This is a genomic window from Flavicella sp. IMCC45537, from assembly GCF_057197705.1.
This window is the reverse complement of the sequence record NZ_CM170067.1, coordinates 1,665,109-1,684,379: the sequence shown is the minus strand read 5'-3', so window position 1 is coordinate 1,684,379 and position 19,271 is coordinate 1,665,109. Positions and strand designations below refer to the sequence as shown.

The window sequence follows — 19,271 nt, the reverse complement described above, 5'->3', positions numbered from 1 at the left end:
CATGAGAATAGCATCGCTAAGTATTACCCTTTTATTATTATTTGTGGCTTGTAGTCAAGAGAAAAATAATTCTAGAGAAACCATTGATTTTAATAAAAATTGGAAATTTGAATTGAAAGATGATGCCAAAATAGCATCTCCGAAATATGATGATTCTCAATGGAGGGTTTTAGATGTACCTCATGATTGGAGTATAGAAATAGGCTATAATAAGGAAAAAGGAGCTGCTAGTACTGGGTTTGTTGAAGGTGGTATGGGCTGGTATAGAAAGCACTTTGTCCTTTCAGAAAAAGATGAAGATAAAGAGATTTCAGTTTTGTTTGATGGTGTTTACAACAATGCAAGTGTATGGATAAATGGTCATTTTTTAGGGAAAAGACCTTATGGATATAGTAGTTTTTCTTATAATTTAACAGAGTTTTTAAGTTTTGATGGTTCTGACAATGTGATTGCTGTTCAAGTAGATAGAAAGGCTTTTATCGATTCTAGATGGTATACCGGTTCTGGTATTTATAGGAACGTTACGTTGATAAAGAAGAATCCATTACATATGAAACAATGGGGGGTACAAATTACTACACCTGAGGTTTCGAAAGATAAAGCTTTGTTATCTGTTAGTACAAAGTTGTCGGATGCTGTGGCTATGTCTGAGAATAATTTATCAATAAAATATAGTGTTTATGATACTGATAAAAAGTTGGTAAAGAGCAAAGAGCAAAAAGTGAAAGATCAAAATTCGATTCAGGTTGCGATTCCAATTTTGAATCCTAAATTATGGGGTGTTGATTCTCCCAATTTATATATCTTAAAAGTGCAGTTGTTTGATTCTGAAAATATTGTAGATGAGGTGATTGAAACTTTTGGGGTAAGAACTTTTAATTTTGATGCAGCTAAAGGATTTTCTTTAAATGGTCAAAACATGAAAATTAAAGGAGTTAATTTACATCATGATGCTGGTGCTGTAGGAGCAGCGGTTCCAAAGGCAATTTGGGAGTATAGGATTGATAAACTAAAATCAATTGGGGTGAATGCTGTACGTATGTCTCACAATCCACATTCTACTGAGTTGATGGAGGTTTGTGATGAAAAAGGAATGTTAGTGATGGCAGAGGCCTTTGATGAATGGTACAACCCTAAAAAGAAAAGTTTAGTTTATTTAGGAGATAATGCTGCTTCAAAGGAAGATTCTAAATCTTATCCGTCTGTGTTTAATGAATGGGCAGAACGTGATTTGAAAGATTTAATTTTGAGAGATTTTAATCATCCATCTGTTTTTATGTGGAGTATCGGAAATGAAATTGAATGGACGTTTCCGTATTATTCTAAAGCTTACAGAGAAATAAATAAAAAATCTGGTGCCCAGGGGTATGAGCAAGTTCCTGACTACGATGTGGTTAATATTAATAAAGTTTTTACTAAATATTTTGAAGGAGAAGATCCTCTAGCAAAAACGGCAAAGCAGTTGGTGAAATGGGTCAAAGAAGTAGATACAACTCGTCCAACAACGTGTGGTAGTGTTTTACCTTCTATAGGTATGGCTAGTGGTTATGGAACTGCCGTAGACGTATACGGATTTAATTATCGCGCTTCAGAATATGATAGAGCTCACAAAGTATATCCTAATTTAAAAATATTAGGAACAGAGAATTGGGGGGCTTATTCGGAGTGGAAAGCTTGTATTGAAAGGGAATTTGTTTCTGGTATTTTTGCTTGGACTGGATTTGCGTATCTAGGAGAAGCGGGACCTTGGCCAAGAAAAGGTTTGGAAATTTCTTTTTTCGATTATGCTGGTTTGAAAACACCAAGAGGTCATTTTTATGAATGTCTTTGGAAAAAGGACCCAAAGGTATATATGGTGACTACTCCAGCTAAAGAATCAGAATTTTCCTATTCGGAAAAAGAGGGATGGAAATTTGACATGCAGTATACACCTGCACCTGTATGGAAAATGCTTAGGAAATGGGAATGGTACAAAGTGTATCCAAAATGGAATTATACAACTACGGAACCAATTATTGTACAGGCGTATACAAATTGTGAAGAGGCTGAATTGTTTTTAAACGGAAATTCTTTAGGAAAACAAAAACTTGAAGATGTTAAAGAAACAGATAATATAATCAAGTGGATGGTACCATATAGTGAAGGTGTATTAAAAGTAGTGGGCTATAATAATGGGATAAAAGTTGATTCGTATGAATTATCAAGTCAAGGTGTTTTGACTTCTATTGCTATAAAAGGGAATAAAACTATTCTAAAAGCAGATGGATATGATGTGGCGGTCATAGAAATAAACTTGTTAGATGAAAAAGGAAACCTCATTACCGATAAAGACCATACCATCAGTTTTAGTCATGGTAAGTTGTTGAAAACGATTGGTGTAGATAATGGATGGGAAAAAAATGTGGCGACCCATCAAGGTAATGTTGTGAAAACTCATCAAGGAAAAGCTATTTTGTTGGTTCAGACAAAAACTGAACAAGGCATGGAGTCTATTTCCGCTTCAACAGCAGGTATTACCTCAGAAATATTAAAAGTCAAAATAGAATAAAAAACCATTTAGTCTTTTAATTAAGCGATTTGTGTTCCTAACAAGTTGATCTAATTGATATCTTTGAGCTATATCATTTCCAATTAAATATATAATAGAATGAAAGCAATCAAATATATCATAGCAATTTCACTTATATTGATATCATGTTCCAAAAAGCATGAGACTTCCACAAAACAGAGCGTTATTTACAAAGCAGAATGGGAGTCTTTAAAGCAGCATCAGACTCCGGATTGGTTTTTGGATGCAAAATTTGGAATTTATTGTCATTGGGGTCCATATTCAGTGCCTGCCTATGAAACGGAATGGTACTCTCATTGGATGTATGTTGATGCGAATAATCCTGAGGCGAGAAAAGGGAAAGCGCATAAGATTCATAAGCATCATATTGAAAAATATGGAACTTTAGATTCTTTTGGTTACAAAGATTTTATACCAATGTTTACCGCAGAAAAATTTGATCCTGCAGAGTGGGCACAACTTTTTAAGGATGCTGGGGCAAAATTTGCTGGTCCTGTATCAGAGCATGCTGATGGATTTGCCATGTGGGATAGTGATTTAACAAAATGGGATGCAAAAGAAATGGGACCCAAAAGAGATATCATGGGAGAGCTATCTAAAGAGATAAGAAAACGTGATATGAAGTTTATCGCTACTTTTCATAGACAATGGTTGTATGCTTGGTTTCCTACATGGGATGAAAATACAGATGCCTCTAATCCTGAATATGCTGGGTTGTATGGTCCAAAAGTAAACAAAGGAGATTTTAAGTATCCTAATAATCCACATAAAAAAAGAAAGTTTGATCCTGAAACTTACCCAATGGCAGGGGAAGAATTCAATCAACAATGGTTAGATCGTTTAAAGGAAATCGTTGATAAATACAGTCCGGATATGGTTTGGTTTGATAACAAGGTAGATGTTATTGGAGAACAGTATAGAAAAGATTTTTTGCAATATTATTATCAAACTGCAGAAGAAAAGAATCAAGAGGTTGTTTCAACTTATAAGTTTTTCGACTTTGCAGAAGGGTCGGCAGTTTTAGATTTAGAAAGGTCTCGTATGAAGGAAAAAAAAGAATTTCCTTGGTTAACGGATGACTCTATAGATTGGAAGGCGTGGTCTCATATTAGTAATCCACAGTACAAATCAACCAATCGTTTGATTGATTTTTTAGTTGATGTTGTAAGTAAAAATGGGGCAGTATTATTGAATATAACACCTAGAGCAGATGGATCTATTCCTGAAGGTGTAAAAGAACGTTTATTGGAGATGGGGGATTGGCTGAAAACTAATGGAGAGGCAATCTACGGTACTCGTCCATTTCAGATATATGGCGAAGGAGATTTTGAAGTAAAAGAGGGGCATTTAAGTGAACATAAAAATGCAGATAATACTTCTAAAGATATTAGGTTCACAACTAAGGGAAATATTTTATACGCCACAGTTTTGGACTGGCCTGAAAGTGGTGTTTTGGAAATTCATAGTTTGAAAAAAGGGAATCCATATTTGTCGAAAAAAATTACCTCTATTGAATTTTTAGAGAATAAAACCAAGTTGGATTTTTCGCAGAATCATAAATGTTTATCAGTGGAAATGCCTAAAGAAAAACTGGGAAACCATGCATTTGTATTTAAAATTAAGTTTTAATTACGAGTTTTGGAATTTTTAATTAATTGATTTGAGCTCATGGGGTAATCATGAGCTTTTTTTTGAATTGTTTTAAAAAAAACATTTGACCTATTTATGCTCATATTTGTATCGTTTTATGCGGTTAAAATAGATTTTGTCTAGTGTATTTATAATGAGAAATAAAATTTATAAAAGGATTCTTTTATTCTTAATAATTTTCGTTGTTGAGGTGCACATACAAGGTATAATATGAAACATTTATGATATCCATATGAATTGTATTAAGGTAGTTTTGTCGAGAACAATATAATAACCTAAAAACAATTTATCATGATTAAAAAATTACCCAAATTTCTTGGTTTAATGGGGCTTTTTGTAGCCGGTTTAAATTTGAATGCTCAAATCAGTGTTACGTATGACAATACTCCAACAACCATTTATTCTGATGGAACATTGGAAAATCCAATAATAATAACTATTTCTAACATTCCAAATGGGACATACGATATCGCTGGAGAAACGGGTGTTACAGTAAACTCTAGAGTTTATGATTCTGGAACTGTTATTAGTGGAGGAGGACATTACTCTAGTTATTCAAATGCTTCAATGTTTAATTTAGATGAAGGTTTTACGGATGTTGATAATTCCATTATTAAAACAGAAACAACTTTAGATTCTCCAACAGTTGGGTATTTTACTCGTATTTATACGATTAAACAATATCCAGCTTCAAGTGATGCAAACAATATCGCAGATTTGACATCAGCAGATATTGGTATTCGTTTTGTAGGTGCTTTTTCTGCTACCCCGGCATTAACTTTTGTACAGACACCTGAGTCTGGTGGAAATGCAAATAATGCTACATTTAAATTAAATACCGGACTTACTGTTGAAGATGCTCCTGTAGCCTCTGTTGAAGATGGTGAATTAAACAAAATTAAGGTCTATCCAAACCCAACTACAGGGATTGTTAATATTTCTGATATTTCTAAAATTCAGACTATATCTGTTTCTAATGTGTTAGGGCAAATAGTTAGAACTTTTGATGCTAAAACCTCAATTGATATTTCAGATTTAAATGCAGGTGTATATTTTTTACAAGCAGATAACGGTTTGAAAAGAAAGATTGTGAAGCATTAAATATAGATATTTATATTGAAGCCTCTGAGTATATCAGAGGCTTTTTTTATTGACAAAACTATCAGAATCATTAGTGCAATCATTTGCACATATGTGATATTTTTAGAATCATTTGTTCTAAAGCTATCTTTAGTGTTTAAAGGTGTTTATTTGTTTTTTTTGAATCTTGGCCTTGTTGAATAACGTTAAAAATTAGTAAATTCTAACATTTTTTTGTTGGTTCATTTGTAGTAGTTTTTAAAACATATACGATGATTGTTCAAACTGATATTATCTAATTTTGATGAAATAATAAATAACCTTTAACAATTTTTATGATGATTAAAAAATTACTTTTTATGGTTGCCATGGTGGTAACTTCAATGTCTTATGGGCAAACGACTGCTTATTCTATTTCACATTCAGGTTCAGATAATCTTGTGATTTCGTCAAATGGATATTTTTTAAATGATGATGGTAATGATGGTGTTGCTCCGTTTAGTGAAACTACAGTTACAGTTACTTCTACCATTACTTGGGATGCGGGAGCTGATCCAGTAGAAGCAGAACCTACTTCTTTTGGTACCTTATGGATGCCAATCAAAAATGCTGCGAATGATAATATTTTTGCAAAATCTTCTGGTTTTAAAACAAATGTTGATGTCGTATCTGATTCTGGAGCAGGAACTTCTCCTCGTATAATTACATGGGAAGTAACTACATTAACAGTATTGGATCAGGAAGATGCGGATAACAAAGTGGCTGCAACTTTAAAGTTTTCCGGTGGAGATCCTGATGTAGGATCGAAATCGTTAATAAATAATAACCAAGCTATCACAATTGTTGATGCTTACTATCCTGCTGGATATATTGATATTTCTAACGTTCAAACAACTATTCCTACAGTAACAAGAGGAGAGAGTTTTACAATGTCGTTTGATTATGTGGCAAATACAACAATTTCAGGACTTAGGTATAGAATTTTATTGGTGCATCCAGCGAATGGAGAAGAAGATCCTTATGCAAATGCAACTATTGGTGATGTCACTCATGCAGATATTACTACTACTGAGGGTACTTTAATTTCTGGATCAAGTACAATCAATTTTACGTTTCCATTGGGTGCAACCTTAAATGGTTTAAGCGTTGATGCAACTGTTGATGATGGTGATGGAAATCAAATTGTGACAGGAAGTAGTGCTGATAGGTATGATTTACAGCGTAGAAATGATACTGATGATGGTTGGATAAATGACTTTTTTGGAATGACTTTTCCAATTGTAAATGAAGCTCCAGTTGCTTCTGTTGATAATGATCTAATTGGAGAGTTAGAGATATACCCAAACCCTACAAATGGAATTATCCATATTTCTGATGTTTCAGGTCTTGACACGGTTCAAGTTTTAAATGTATTAGGACAAGTGGTTAAAACTTTTAATGCAGAGACTATTATTGATATTTCAGAATTGAAATCAGGAGTGTATTTTTTACAAGCTGCTAATGGATTGAAAAGAAAAATCATAAAGAACTAAATTCATTTTCTTTCATAATAAAGCCCTTTGAATATTTCAAAGGGCTTTTTTTTGTTTAAAAAGTAGATTTTATATGAACATACAGTGCTTGAGTTTAAATCTGTCTTTTTTTGTTTTTTTTATTTTTATAGTGTTGTTTTTCAGTGGTTTGATTTTTTTTTGTTCGGTTTTTGTGAGGTTGTTATTATTGTTGTATCAAGTTTATATCATGGTGCTTGTTTCTTGTTAAACTGCTAATTTAGATGGCATTAACAATAACCAATTAAATTTAAATATTATGATTAAAAAATTACTTTTCGTGATGGCACTTTTTGCTGTTACATTAATTAAAGCGCAATCTGTTGCAATAACCGCTATAAATGGTGAGGATCCTAGTACTTTTCAAACGAATAATTCAACTTTAACAAGCGGAACGGTTTTAAATGTGGAAATTACTTACACTAATTTAGTTGCAGGTTCCGATAATATTGTCGTTAGATTCTTAACATCTGATTGGAATGAAGTTGCTGGCACGGTTGTTACTGGAACTGTTGCTAATAATGCAGAAGCTCAAACAACTATTTTAGCTTTAACCGTTCCTGCAATTAATCCCGGATTGTCTGCTGTTAAAATTCAAGCACGTGGTTCTAATGGGGCAGGTTTCGTGAATACTGTTTTCTCGCCTTTTGATATAACACAAGATAACAGTGTTGAGGTAAATTGTAATGTATCAATTACGACTATTGAAGGAGTAAGTGTTGCGGATTATATTTTAGCAAATGGAAAAAACCTTATTCCTGGTGATGTTTTAACGATAGGTGTAGATTATACAGCGGTTAAACCAGATCCGGGAAATAGTGATATAGTGGATGTTCGCGTTAGGTTTTTAACGAATGCTTACGGTGGAATTCCTGAAGCTACTACTATTTCGGTTCCTGTAACTACATTAAGTACTTCACAATCTACCACGGCAGATATTACAGTACCGCATTTAGATACTGCTCTTACCGGAGTAAGGCTTCAAGTTTTAGGCTATGGTTATAATGGTACTTCTGATGTTCAAAACTATGGATATGCATCGGATACTTTTGATATTGATGCTTCCGTTGCATCTATTCAAAATCAAAACGAACAGTTAGAAGCAGTCTATTATAGTTCAGTAAGAGATGTGTTAGTGGTTAATTCTATTGTTTCTAAAGAATATGCAATTTATAATATGACTGGAGTGTCTGTTCAATCAGGTTTAACATCATCTGAAATTTCAGTGGAGACTTTACCATCAGGAATCTATATTTTTGTCACAGAAAATGGAACTGTTAAGTTTGTGAAATAAGTATTTGTTTTAAGAATAAGTTTAAACGTCTTTGAGATTTTCAAAGACGTTTTTGCGTTATGATTAATTAGTGTTTATCAATTGTATAATTGAATTCATTAGTTTTATTGGGATTTTTAAATGATTTGTGTATATGATGTTATTTCTATATTAGGTTTTTCTCATGGCTGAATAACTGATTATTGTCTTTACGTTTGTAATTAAATAATAACCATATAAACATTTTAAATTATGATTAAAAAATTACAAATTATTGCAGTTGCGATTTTCGCTACAGGAACAATGAATGCCCAGTTACCAACTGGAACAATTACTTTTGATGAAGAAACTCCAGAATGGGAAATTAAATTTCAACATGGTGGTGAAAAAGCTGAAGCTATGTTAGTTGATGACACAGCATATTCACCTGCTGCTTCATCTGCTAATGCGATTGAATGGCATATTACAGCTGCTGGAGCACCAGACTATGCTTTCCCGATTGTGGATCCAGTAGGTGCATCGTTAACTTCAATGAACTCAATAAATGGTAAATCTTTTCGATTTGATATACTTACTCCTCACGCGACAGGAACAGTTACATTAGGTTTAAAAATTGATGGAAATTTTTATCAAACAGCTTCAACGTCGTACACAGGTGGTTCTATGTCTACATGGTCTTCTATAGAAGTTAATTGTTATGGGTATCCTGATGGAGTCGTTTCTAGAATGTATTTTATTTTTGACACGTTAGACATAAACGATAAATTCTATATTGATAATATTGAACAATTTGTAGATCCAACGGCTAGTGTTTCAGGTGAAGTTTTACACAGTGGAACTAAAGTTTATCCTAATCCAACAAAAGGAAACTTGAATATTTCTGATTTACATGGGGCTAAAACTGTTATTGTATCTAACGTTTTAGGTCAATATGTTAAAAGTTTGAATGCAAGCGACACTTTAGATATTTCAGATTTAACTCCAGGAGTATATTTTGTAGAAACAGATAATGGTTTGAAACGTAAGATCATCAAAGAATAAGTAGTATTTACTTAACGCAAAAAGCCTTGAATTTCTTCAAGGCTTTTTTTTTTTTTTAATTGTACTTATTGCAGCAAATCAATTTTCCATTTGTCAACAATTTCTTGGTTAGTTGCATTTTCAGGCAAGCCTTTTTTCGCCATTCCTTTTGCGTAAAAATTATAGGATCCAGCCTTAGCACGTTCTGTGCTTTTTGGCGATTCCGGAACATTGTTTTTTTCAATTTTACAAACAAGTTTGTTTAACTGGTTATAAAGCCTTTTTTTTGTTTTTTTAAACTCCTTTTTGGTGGCTAGGTTGTTAAATTCATTAGGGTCTTTCGTTAAGTCATATAATTCAAACTCAGGTCGTGTATCCGCCATAAATTGATTGAATGGAGCGGCAAGTTCCCCTTTTTCATGTAATAAATGGTATAAACTAAAAGCTGGATATTGAAGCTTCTTATAGCTGGTTAATTGCATATAAGGCAGTTCAGGCATTCTGTTCCAAATTAATTTATATCTGCCGTCAGTGATTGATCGTATATCATCTACTGCATCTCCACAGCGTTGGCGGAATCCAAACACATACTTTCGTTTGTCACCTGAAAGAACATTTTTACCCTGCATGTTTTTGGTAGGTTTGATCCCTGCCATCTCAAGAGAACTTACACTTACATCAATTAAACTTATAAGGTCTGTTTTAATACTATTTGCTTGTGCTTTGTTAGGGTAACGTACAATTAATGGTATCGCAAGGCCTCCTTCGTATAACCATTGTTTATCACGTATGTGTGGTCTACCATGGTCTCCAAAAAGAATTACAATGGTATTATCTGTCAAGCCTTCTTTTTCTAATCTATTCAAAATATGCCCAACTCTTTTGTCGGCAATTTGAATACTTTCTAAATATAGCGCCCAATCAGCTCTGATCAATGGGTAATCTGGGTAACACCCAGGTAGCGTAACTTTCGCTGGGTCAATTGGATTTTCTTTGTCTTTTACAAAAACTCTGTGAGGCTCGTGTATTTGTACCTGTGCAAAAAAAGGTTGGTTTTTATCTCTGTTTTTCCAATCTGTACTATCAAACAAGTTTTTATCTGAAAAATTATAGTCTTCTTTTCCAGGTTTATGCATTGCATGTGCCCAACCATTAGTGCAATAATATCCGTTTTTTCGAAATAATTCCATGAGTGTTGGGAACTCTTCAGGTAACGGTTTTTTATCCATAGTTCTATGGTTTAAGACGTTGGCAGCACTTGGGTACATTCCTAAAATTTGAGAGGATCTGCTTGCAGAACAAACAGGTGCATTAGAGTAAGCATTGGTGTATTTGACACCTTCGGACGCTAATTTGTCCATGTTAGGAGTGTAGACATCAGGATTACCGTAGCAAGCTAGTTCTCTTCCAAGATCATCACAGTTGATCCATATGATATTTGGTGTTTGTTGTGCATAGGAATTACTTGCAAGAAGTAACACAATGACAATTTTTTTTTTAAAATTAATGATATTCATAGGGGAATTGTTTTCAAAAGTTTATTTTGCCCAAAATGCAAACGCATCCTTTAATTGTTGATATGCTTTTTTCTTGTTTCTTTTTTCATCAACAATACCCCATTCTCTGAATCCTGAGGCAGGAGTTCCTTTATAGTCACTTCTATAGTCGTTATAGCTCCAAAGAGAAACTCCAGTAATATAAGGATAGTTCTTTAAATCTTTGATCCATTGAATTAAATTAGGGTCAAGTACAGCGTTCGGAGCGGGCCCAATTTGTCCTTTACCAATTTCTGATACAAATATGGGTTTGTTTGGGAATCGATTATGTACTTTTTCAATGATTTTCAATGCATGTCCATAGCTGTTAACTGATAAGAAGTCAACTTTTTCATAAGGTTCTATTCCTTTGATACCTCCTTGGTACGAGGTGTTGCTAACATAGGTTTTTAATCGAGTAGAGTCTATAGTTGCAACATAATCAATCATTTCATTTACATATTGATATTGTTTAACCGTTAAATGTTGTTCGCCCCATTTAGGGGTTGTTGTTCTCAATTCATTCCCAACACTCCAAGCAACAACAGAAGGGTGGTTGTAGTCTCTGTCAACTAAATCTTTCATCCATTCTTTAGTCAAAGGGTTGTTGGGTACAGAATTTGGATCTTTTTCTCCCCAAACAGGAATTTCTTCAATCAATAAAAAACCATTTTTATCACAAAAATCTAGTATGTTCTCAGATAATGGAGCATGCATAAGTCTTGAAAAATTACAACCCAAAGATTTGATATCACTTAAATCTTTTAGGATTAAATGATCTGGTTCTGTATTTCCATAATCTGGGTGGTCATGTACTCTGTTCACTCCATTCATTCGCACAGCTATATTGTTCAGGAAAAATTGCTCTCCCTTTACCTCAAACTTACGAATACCAAAATGATCTGTTTTGGAATCTAAAACAGCAGCATCGAAAGTGATTTCAGTTTTACAGTTGTATAAGTTCGGAGTGTTAAAATTCCAAAGTTTATAATTTGCGATATTTCTTTTGAAAGAGATCGTTTTGTAGATGCTAGCGTTCGCTGGAATAGCAATCTGTTGACGGGGTAATTTTTCTTGATCAATAATTTCAGATTGAATTTCAATAACCTTTTCTGTGTTACTTTTGTTTTCTAATTGGTATTTTATTTCAAACGAAATGATGTTTTTAGTGAAGTCGGGTATGCTAGTAATATGTTGTTTAACCAATCGAATTTCATTATCAGCAAAAAGAGTTACATCTCTACTGATTCCTCCCCAAGCCCACCAAGCCCCTCTTCTTATGGTGTTGTCAGCCATCACAATTAAAGAATTACTTCCGTTTTTCTTTAGTTTTTCAGTAATATCAAACTCAAATGGTAAGTATCCGCCCACATGGTCTCCCAAAAACTCACCATTAAGCCAAACATTCGCTGTTTGATAAACAGCACCAAATTTCAGTCGAATATTTTTTTTATTCCAGTTTTCGGGAACGGTAAAGTTTTTTTGATAATAAGCTTTTCCCTTGTAGGTTGCATAACGTTCACGAGTGTCCCAATTGCCAGGAACGGTTATCGTATCCCAGTTTTTGAAGTTTTGTTTAAGTAAGTCAGAATTGTCAATTTCATTGGATGCAAGAAAATTCCAAGTTCCGTGTAATGTTTTTAAATTAGGATTTGTTGTTCCTTTAGTTTTAGAACCAATGCACGCACTAAGTAATATGCTTAACAAGAAAATTTTAATATGGTTTAAGTAAGTCATGGAAAGTGTTTATTTCTTTGTTTTTTTATAATATTTGACCCAGTCAATTTTCATACTAGTACCATCAATGTCATCGGTTACTTCACCTGCATGATCTAATATTGCTAAGCTTAAGAATATGTTTAATTCTTGGTTACAAAGTGTGTTAGGTATGGTTCTGATTAGTTCATTGTCAACGTAGAACTTTAATTCATCTTCTGACCAATCCATACCATATATATGGTACTCCTCTGCATAATTATATTTCTGGAGAACATCAAAACTTGTTATTTCTACCCAATCATTATTTACGAAAGCTTCAATTTTATAATCAGTAATTAAACCAATCCAAGAATCATGTTTCTTCCATCCATTAATAAACTGAATATGTCCTATTTCTTGTGGAGTATCCCATGTGAATTCAATCCATTTCAACCCTTCCTTTTGAGAAACCCAACCGCTAGCAATAGAACCATCAATTATATTTTCATTTTTAAAACGTTCATCATAAACCCCACTCGTTGTAATGATACTTTCTTTCGCAAGATTTTGTATGTTTTTGTTATCGTTAGTTATTATGTTTTCAGGATAGCTACAGTTAAGATTACCTGGGTAAATTCGAAATTCTTTGATGTGAAAATGACTTGAGTTTTTGGAAGAAAATCTTATTTTTTCTGTTGAAATCGTTTTTCTAAATGTGTGGGAATAACCATGAGATAATCCATGAGAAAATCCTATCTGGTTGTTTTCGCTGCTTCCATTTTGCCAATGATGCTTGTTTGTGTTCACTTCATTCGGGAAATGGCCTTCATTTACATCAAGTTCACAGATAAGTTCTGAGCCAGCAACTGATTTATCTCTTGGGATCAACCAAAATGAATTGTTTGTTCCTGGTGCTCCTGCATATTTATATTTACACTCGTAGTATCCATACCCAAATGTTTCTTTGGTCCAAATATTTCCTGTAGTCCACTCTTGTCCTCCTCGTTTTTCTTTTTTTGCTAATAATTCTAAGATACCGTTAGAAACAATTGCGTTGTCTCTCCAACGACTTGATAGGATATGTCCGCTAGAGCCGTTTTGGGAATCCCAGTTCTTATCCAGTTGATCATTTGCGTAGGAAAAATTGTCTTCCCAATACAATTGCCATTCATCCGTATTTGTTCTTTGCGGTAATACACGAGGGATATCCACAGCGGTGTTTTTTTCTTCGCAAGAAATTTCTTTTTCTTTATTTTCTTCGTTCGGAGGATTGGTTGAAAATTCAACTATCTGACTGTTAGCACAACTAGTGAATCCAATTGACAATAAAGTGAACAAATAAATATACGCACGGTGATTTAGTTTAAGACATAGGTTTTGATTCATGCGAGAGTGGTTTATTTTTTTTATTGGTTTTGTTATTTTTCTTTAATGATTTTCAAAGGAATTTGAATATTGAAGGAATGTCTAACGTTGTTCACTAGGGTGTCTGCAGCGCATAACAAAGCAATAGGCTCTCCGTTTTCCATATAAACCTGTGGACGTTCTAGGTGTGTAAACTGTTGTTCTCTATCATCTTCCCAAGTTACTTTTCTTTCAGAAATATCAAAGTGTTTTGCTTTTTCCCATTTGATTCCATCATTAGAATCGTAGTGTACTAATGAAAACAAACGTTTTTTACCTTCAAATTTTATTCTTTTTACAATAGCGCGATATTTCCCATCTTGATACCAAATGTACGGGTCTTCGGCAGGGAATCGTTCTCCTGGAAATACAAAAACAGGGTCTGGGAATTTTTTAAACGGTCCGGTAGGACTGCCTGCAATAGCTACCATGTGCACCACTGGGCCTCCTGCAGGAAGTGGGAATTTTTTACCAACCGCTTTGTAAACCATTAATATTTTACCATCAGCCATCTCGCAAACAGATGGGTTAGAGGTCATCAAAGCATCATATGCGTTTTCATCATCATGATTGATATCCAAAATAGGTTGGTCAAAGCGTTTCCATGGTCCATTTGGGGAATCTGCCACTGCAACTCCAATTCTTTGATTGTTTCTGTGCATCCAGTTAATTTTTGCCTTTCCTGGTACACTTACAATTTTTTTATCTCCAGTGTTACCCATGTAATATAGGTAGTATTTTTCTTTTATTTTAAGAATAGTAGGGTTGTGGGTTGTTGTTCCGTCCCATTTATTGTTATCTCTTTCCCCTAAGGCTACGTCATGAAATTTGAAAGGTCCGAATGGAGATGTTGATGTGGCATGAGCGATTTCTGAATAATTTACCCATTCCCAACCAATTTTTTTTGGCCATCTTGAGTAAAACATGTGGTACAAGCCATCTTCTCCTTTTGTTAAGGTACCTCCCCATACACTGTTGTCTTCTTCGTTGAAAACAGAAGTTTTGGATACTTTTCCAAATTCTATTTTAAAGTTTTCAATTTTGTGGCTTTTGACATTTTTAGTTTCCTTTTGTTTACAGGAAACCAGTGCTATGCAAAGAATTAATGTGAGTGATAGAAGATGTTTCATTTATTGTGTTTTAGGTGAATATATTATTGTTCTGTGGTTAATCTTTTTTTGATGCAGCTTGGTCAGCCTTTATTCTTTCCAATTGTTTTTTATTTAATTTATGTTTAAAATAAACTTCTGGTTTATGCCATCTGATTTTTTTCTTCATTTGTGGATCGTGTAAATCTAAACTAAGGTCACAATCAAATCGGGCTAATATAGAGTGCTGCTTTTTATGAGAGCCAGCATTTACAAAATGTGACAAACCCCAAGTAATTCCTCTACCATTTTTGTTGTCTAAAAATGCGTCTGGAATGTACGGTCCGGAGGCTACTGGCATAAATTTAGAAACAGATGCAATTTCAAAATTCACCCAGTCTTTTGCATATTGGATAGTATTATTTTCATTACCATCTTGAATTACTAATGCGGCAATTCCTTCTTTAAACGGAAATAGAGAAGTTTCATGTCCTGAATTAAATAATGGATTTAAAGGGTGTTTTTTAAATGGACCTAAAGGATTATCCGCGATAGCCAAACCAGCACCAATCCATAAATTGTCTGGTCTGTTAAAAGCCGATTTATAGTAGATGTATATTTGTCCATTGTGGATAAACGGATTTGGATCATGAATCGCATATTGATCCCATTCTCCTTCTGCTCCATTATTGATAACTGCACCTTCATGGTAGGTCCATGGTCCATCAACAGAATCAGAAGAAGCTACGGCAACCGGACAATAATCTCCTTTTTTACCACTTGCTTCCATAAAGCCTTGGAAATATAAATAGTATTTTCCTTTCCATTTTAAGATGTCTGTAGTTGCAACAGATCTCCATCCTACTTGTGGCTTAGGTGGTCGAGGTACCGCAACACCCTGTTCTTCCCATGTAAATCCATCGGTACTTGTAGCATACCAGATTTCGCATAAGTCCCAGTCTGTTGAAGGTATAGTGTCATTACTTTTTTCTGCGTTTCTTGCACCAATCGGAGGTGTAGAAGTGTTTCTGTGTGTATACCAGATATAATACTTCCCGTTTTCCTTTAAAATTTTTGAAGGATCCCTTCTGGATATGGTTCCATCTCCATTACTATAGTCTAAACCTTTTAGTTCAGTGAACATAAAATTAGAATATAATTCATTTGTCATCGGGGTAACACCATCGTATTGAAAAAATGCGCGCTTCATTGCACTACTTAACACCCTGTTTTTAGTGTCTTCGGTGATATTATAAGGAAAACCGTTTTCGTTAGTTGGTTGCTTTCGATTATTGCAAGACAAAAATATAGCAGCAACAAGGCCAAGAATTAAAGTTGTTTTAAAATGGTTTAAAGTTTTCATGAGAGTAGTTTAATTTTTATTTGCTAGTACAATATTGGACCAATTGCTTGTTTTTCCTTTGTTTTCTCTTTGAATTTGTAAGTATATTGGAGCCGTTTTTTCCGTATCTATAGTCATCATACCTCTAACATTGGATCTAAAAGTAAAATTTAAATTGTCCTTGCTATAACCATATTTCACATTGTAAAATGAATCATCAAACTCACTGGTATACCCGATTACCACTTTGTTATCTGCAATAAAAGCATCCCAAATTTTGGGAGGTAATAATTTGCCATTGGCTTTTCCAATTGTACCATGGTTTATGTTGCTTTCTCCTTTGTCGTTAATAGCGATAACATTGCAGATATAATCTTCATTGTTCTTTAAGCCAGTAACTTCAATGGCATTTGTGATGGATTTAAATGATTTGATGATGTCTCCGTTTTTCGATTTACATGTGACATAATATTCATTTGCACCTGCAACCTTTTCAAAAAGTACCCTTAGTGAAGAGTCTCCAGGGATTACTTCTATGATGTTTGGGGTTTTAGGAGTAGTAAAAGCATAAGTTTCACTATGTCTTACGTATCCTGTAGGACTAATTAATTCTATTTTTAAATCTAAAATTTCTTCTGAAGTTTTCTTCCATGTAATTTCTCCGTTCCAATTTTTGTCGGCCGGACTTATAGAAGGTAGTTTGATATTGTCTGACTGTAATATCTTACCATCTTCATTCCTAAAACTCCATCTTAGAGTATAATTATTTAATGTATAGCTAGGGTAATCTTTCGGACCTCTAATCGGGATGTTTACTTTTGCCTTATTTTTATTGATATCGAAATTTAGAATTTCTATATTTTTTATAGGACTTAATTCTTTAGAAACTCGATTGAACATTCTTCTTTTTTGTCTCCAAACATTGATCAAGCCCCATACTCTGTTTTCTTCTTGAGAAGTAGCAGCGTATCCACTTCTATAGTCATTAAAAGTCCATAAAGAAGTTCCTATTACAAATTGATTTTTTCCTCTCCATAACTCGTGCCAGTCAGAAAAAATTTGTTGATCCCCATCTAAAGAAGTTGTAGGGTAGGGGTCGAACCCATATTCTGAAATAAAAATAGGTTTTTCAGGCCACTCTCTCCTTAATTTATTTATGATCTCTTGAGGGTTACCTTGCCAACGATACATGTTGTGCATAATTAAGTCAACCTCCGTATTTGGATCTGTTTTTCTGTTAGCGTGGTCCTTTTGTCCACTATTACTTACACAGGTTACGAGTCGGTTAGGATCTAATTTACGAACATAGTCCATCGTGTTTTTTGCATATTCATAATGGTTTGTAAGTTCATTTCCAACACTCCAACCAATGATACTTGGGTGATTCCAATCACGTTCTATCATTCCTTTTAGCCAGTGTTTGGCAAGAGGGTAGTGAGGTGGAGTGAATTCTGGATTTGTTAAGTTACGCACATTAACCTCTTCAAAGAGCAGAATTCCTTTTCTATCGCATAAGTCAATTAATTTTTCATTTTGCGTACCATGCATAATTCTCATAAAATTAGCACCTGCTTCCTTCATTAGGTCTACATCTTTTTCCAAGACCTCTATAGGTTCAGAAGATCCCCAAAAACGGTGTTCACTTACTCGGTTGAAACCTCCTAATCGTATTGGTTCCCCGTTTAATAAAAGTTGTGATGCTGTAACCTCTACTTTTCTAATTCCAAAATGATTATTTTTTGTGTCAACAACGGTTTTGTTTTCTGTTATCGTCGTTTTTAGTTTGTATAGTGTTGGATTGTCAAAATGCCAAAGATGAACATTCTTAGCTTTTATTTCTCCGGCTAGGTCAAATTCACCTGTGCTGTTTGCTCCAATACTCACTGTTTTGTGTAACGCTATTAGATCTCCATTCTTACTGATTTGAGAATGAATGTTTACTTTTTTAGTTTTCTTGGAATTGTTTTCAATGAATACTTTTAGGTCTATTTGTGCGGTTCCATTTTCTAAATCAGGAGAAGCATGAATATTTTGATTAAGGATTCTTACGTCGTTGTTTTTTAAAAGATACACATCTCTAATAATCCCACCCCAATTCCATGTAGCACCAACTTTTGCACTATTATCAGCTTCAACAGCGATTACATTTTTAGATCCAAAAATTATCTTATCACTAACGTCAAATTCAAATGGAGTAAATCCCCCTCTATGCGTTCCGATAAAGGTTCCGTTTACGTATACTTTAGCAACATGATATACACCGTCAAATTTAAGACGATATCTATTTGATGAGCTTTTCGACCAGTTGTTAGGTAAAGTGAATTCTTTACGATACCAGCCTAAACCATTATAGTTAGAGAATGAATTGATCATTCCCCAGTGGCCAGGGACTTTTAGATCATGCCAATTTTTGTCGTTGTAATTTGGTAGAAAAACTTCATCAGGTTGCTGTTTCGCTTCCAAGTAGGCTTTTTCGGAAATGGGTCTAAACATAACAGCATCTGCTGCAACATTGTTTTCTGTAATAGCAGTGATCTCCATGTAATTATTGTGATCTGCATCCATTTTATAAATACCCAAACTCAACCATTGCCCACAAAAATTTCTTTGCCCTACATATTTAGTTGTTGTTCCGTTCGCATGATTTATATTCACTTGAGCGGTCATATGTGAAGAAAATGGATAGCGAATCAAAGTTTCATAATATCCAGACGTTTTGATACCAGGTTTATATCTTACATAATTTTCAGAAGATTCACCAGGATTAAACCTACGGGATAAATAATTTTCGCCATAAAAAACGGATCCTCTTGCTCCCTTATTCTTTAGCTGCCATTTACCTTTTATTGCAACTTTTTCTTTGTCGTTGTTGTCAATAATTATATCTGAATCTTGTTCAATAATATTTAATGGGTTAGAACCCATACCATAAATAACATTGAATTTCCAAGTGCCATTTAAAGAAATTTTGGATGGAGGTAATTCTTTATTGGGATTCTGTTTGAAAGAGCATCCAGACAATAAAATTAGAAAGTTTAGAAGTAGCAATATGTTTTTCATAG

General features: G+C 34.1%; 12 protein-coding genes. 6 read left to right on the top strand and 6 right to left on the bottom strand.

Translation table 11 applies throughout. The features are described from left to right. Window position 1 precedes the first annotated feature (1 nt). The 6 genes from AC2DGP_RS07075 to AC2DGP_RS07050 all read left to right on the top strand — a co-directional run bounded on the left by AC2DGP_RS07075 (window position 2) and on the right by AC2DGP_RS07050 (window position 9,163). Window positions 2-2,548, top strand: a complete 2,547-nt coding sequence (locus AC2DGP_RS07075) for a glycoside hydrolase family 2 TIM barrel-domain containing protein (RefSeq protein WP_484492311.1) — start codon at window positions 2-4, stop codon at window positions 2,546-2,548. 99 nt (window positions 2,549-2,647) lie between these two features. Then, window positions 2,648-4,198: an alpha-L-fucosidase gene (locus tag AC2DGP_RS07070; protein ID WP_484492310.1), complete on the top strand. Its 1,551-nt coding sequence runs from the start codon at window positions 2,648-2,650 to the stop codon at window positions 4,196-4,198. A 312-nt stretch (window positions 4,199-4,510) separates the two neighbouring features. Next, window positions 4,511-5,320 carry a T9SS type A sorting domain-containing protein gene (locus tag AC2DGP_RS07065; protein ID WP_484492309.1) on the top strand — a complete coding sequence of 270 codons (810 nt, stop codon included), beginning with the start codon at window positions 4,511-4,513 and terminating at the stop codon, window positions 5,318-5,320. Window positions 5,321-5,637: 317 nt separating this feature from the next. Next, window positions 5,638-6,831 (top strand): T9SS type A sorting domain-containing protein, encoded by a 1,194-nt coding sequence (locus AC2DGP_RS07060; protein WP_484492308.1) that lies wholly within the window; start codon window positions 5,638-5,640, stop codon window positions 6,829-6,831. Between the two features lie 277 nt (window positions 6,832-7,108). Then, window positions 7,109-8,143: a T9SS type A sorting domain-containing protein gene (locus AC2DGP_RS07055; RefSeq protein WP_484492307.1), complete on the top strand. Its 1,035-nt coding sequence runs from the start codon at window positions 7,109-7,111 to the stop codon at window positions 8,141-8,143. A gap of 231 nt (window positions 8,144-8,374) precedes the next feature. Continuing rightward, complete coding sequence (locus tag AC2DGP_RS07050) at window positions 8,375-9,163, top strand: T9SS type A sorting domain-containing protein (protein ID WP_484492306.1); 789 nt, start codon at window positions 8,375-8,377, stop codon at window positions 9,161-9,163. A 65-nt stretch (window positions 9,164-9,228) separates the two neighbouring features. Here AC2DGP_RS07050 and AC2DGP_RS07045 read toward each other — a convergent pair whose 3' ends face one another. From AC2DGP_RS07045 to AC2DGP_RS07020, 6 genes are read right to left on the bottom strand one after another with little or no spacing between them, the layout of a single operon-like run. Then, on the bottom strand, window positions 9,229-10,659 hold the full coding sequence (locus AC2DGP_RS07045; protein WP_484492305.1) for a sulfatase-like hydrolase/transferase: 1,431 nt from the start codon (window positions 10,657-10,659) through the stop codon (window positions 9,229-9,231). Between the two features lie 21 nt (window positions 10,660-10,680). Continuing rightward, complete coding sequence (locus AC2DGP_RS07040; protein WP_484492304.1) at window positions 10,681-12,414, bottom strand: glycoside hydrolase family 2 protein; 1,734 nt, start codon at window positions 12,412-12,414, stop codon at window positions 10,681-10,683. Window positions 12,415-12,423: 9 nt separating this feature from the next. Beyond that, window positions 12,424-13,761: a family 16 glycosylhydrolase gene (locus AC2DGP_RS07035; RefSeq protein WP_484492303.1), complete on the bottom strand. Its 1,338-nt coding sequence runs from the start codon at window positions 13,759-13,761 to the stop codon at window positions 12,424-12,426. A gap of 32 nt (window positions 13,762-13,793) precedes the next feature. Then, on the bottom strand, window positions 13,794-14,909 hold the full coding sequence (locus AC2DGP_RS07030; protein WP_484492302.1) for a glycoside hydrolase family protein: 1,116 nt from the start codon (window positions 14,907-14,909) through the stop codon (window positions 13,794-13,796). A 37-nt stretch (window positions 14,910-14,946) separates the two neighbouring features. After that, a complete protein-coding gene (locus AC2DGP_RS07025; protein ID WP_484492301.1) occupies window positions 14,947-16,230 on the bottom strand; it encodes a glycoside hydrolase family 117 protein in 1,284 nt (427 codons plus the stop codon). A 9-nt stretch (window positions 16,231-16,239) separates the two neighbouring features. Continuing rightward, window positions 16,240-19,269 carry a glycoside hydrolase family 2 TIM barrel-domain containing protein gene (locus AC2DGP_RS07020; RefSeq protein WP_484492300.1) on the bottom strand — a complete coding sequence of 1,010 codons (3,030 nt, stop codon included), beginning with the start codon at window positions 19,267-19,269 and terminating at the stop codon, window positions 16,240-16,242. Window positions 19,270-19,271: the final 2 nt, after the last annotated feature.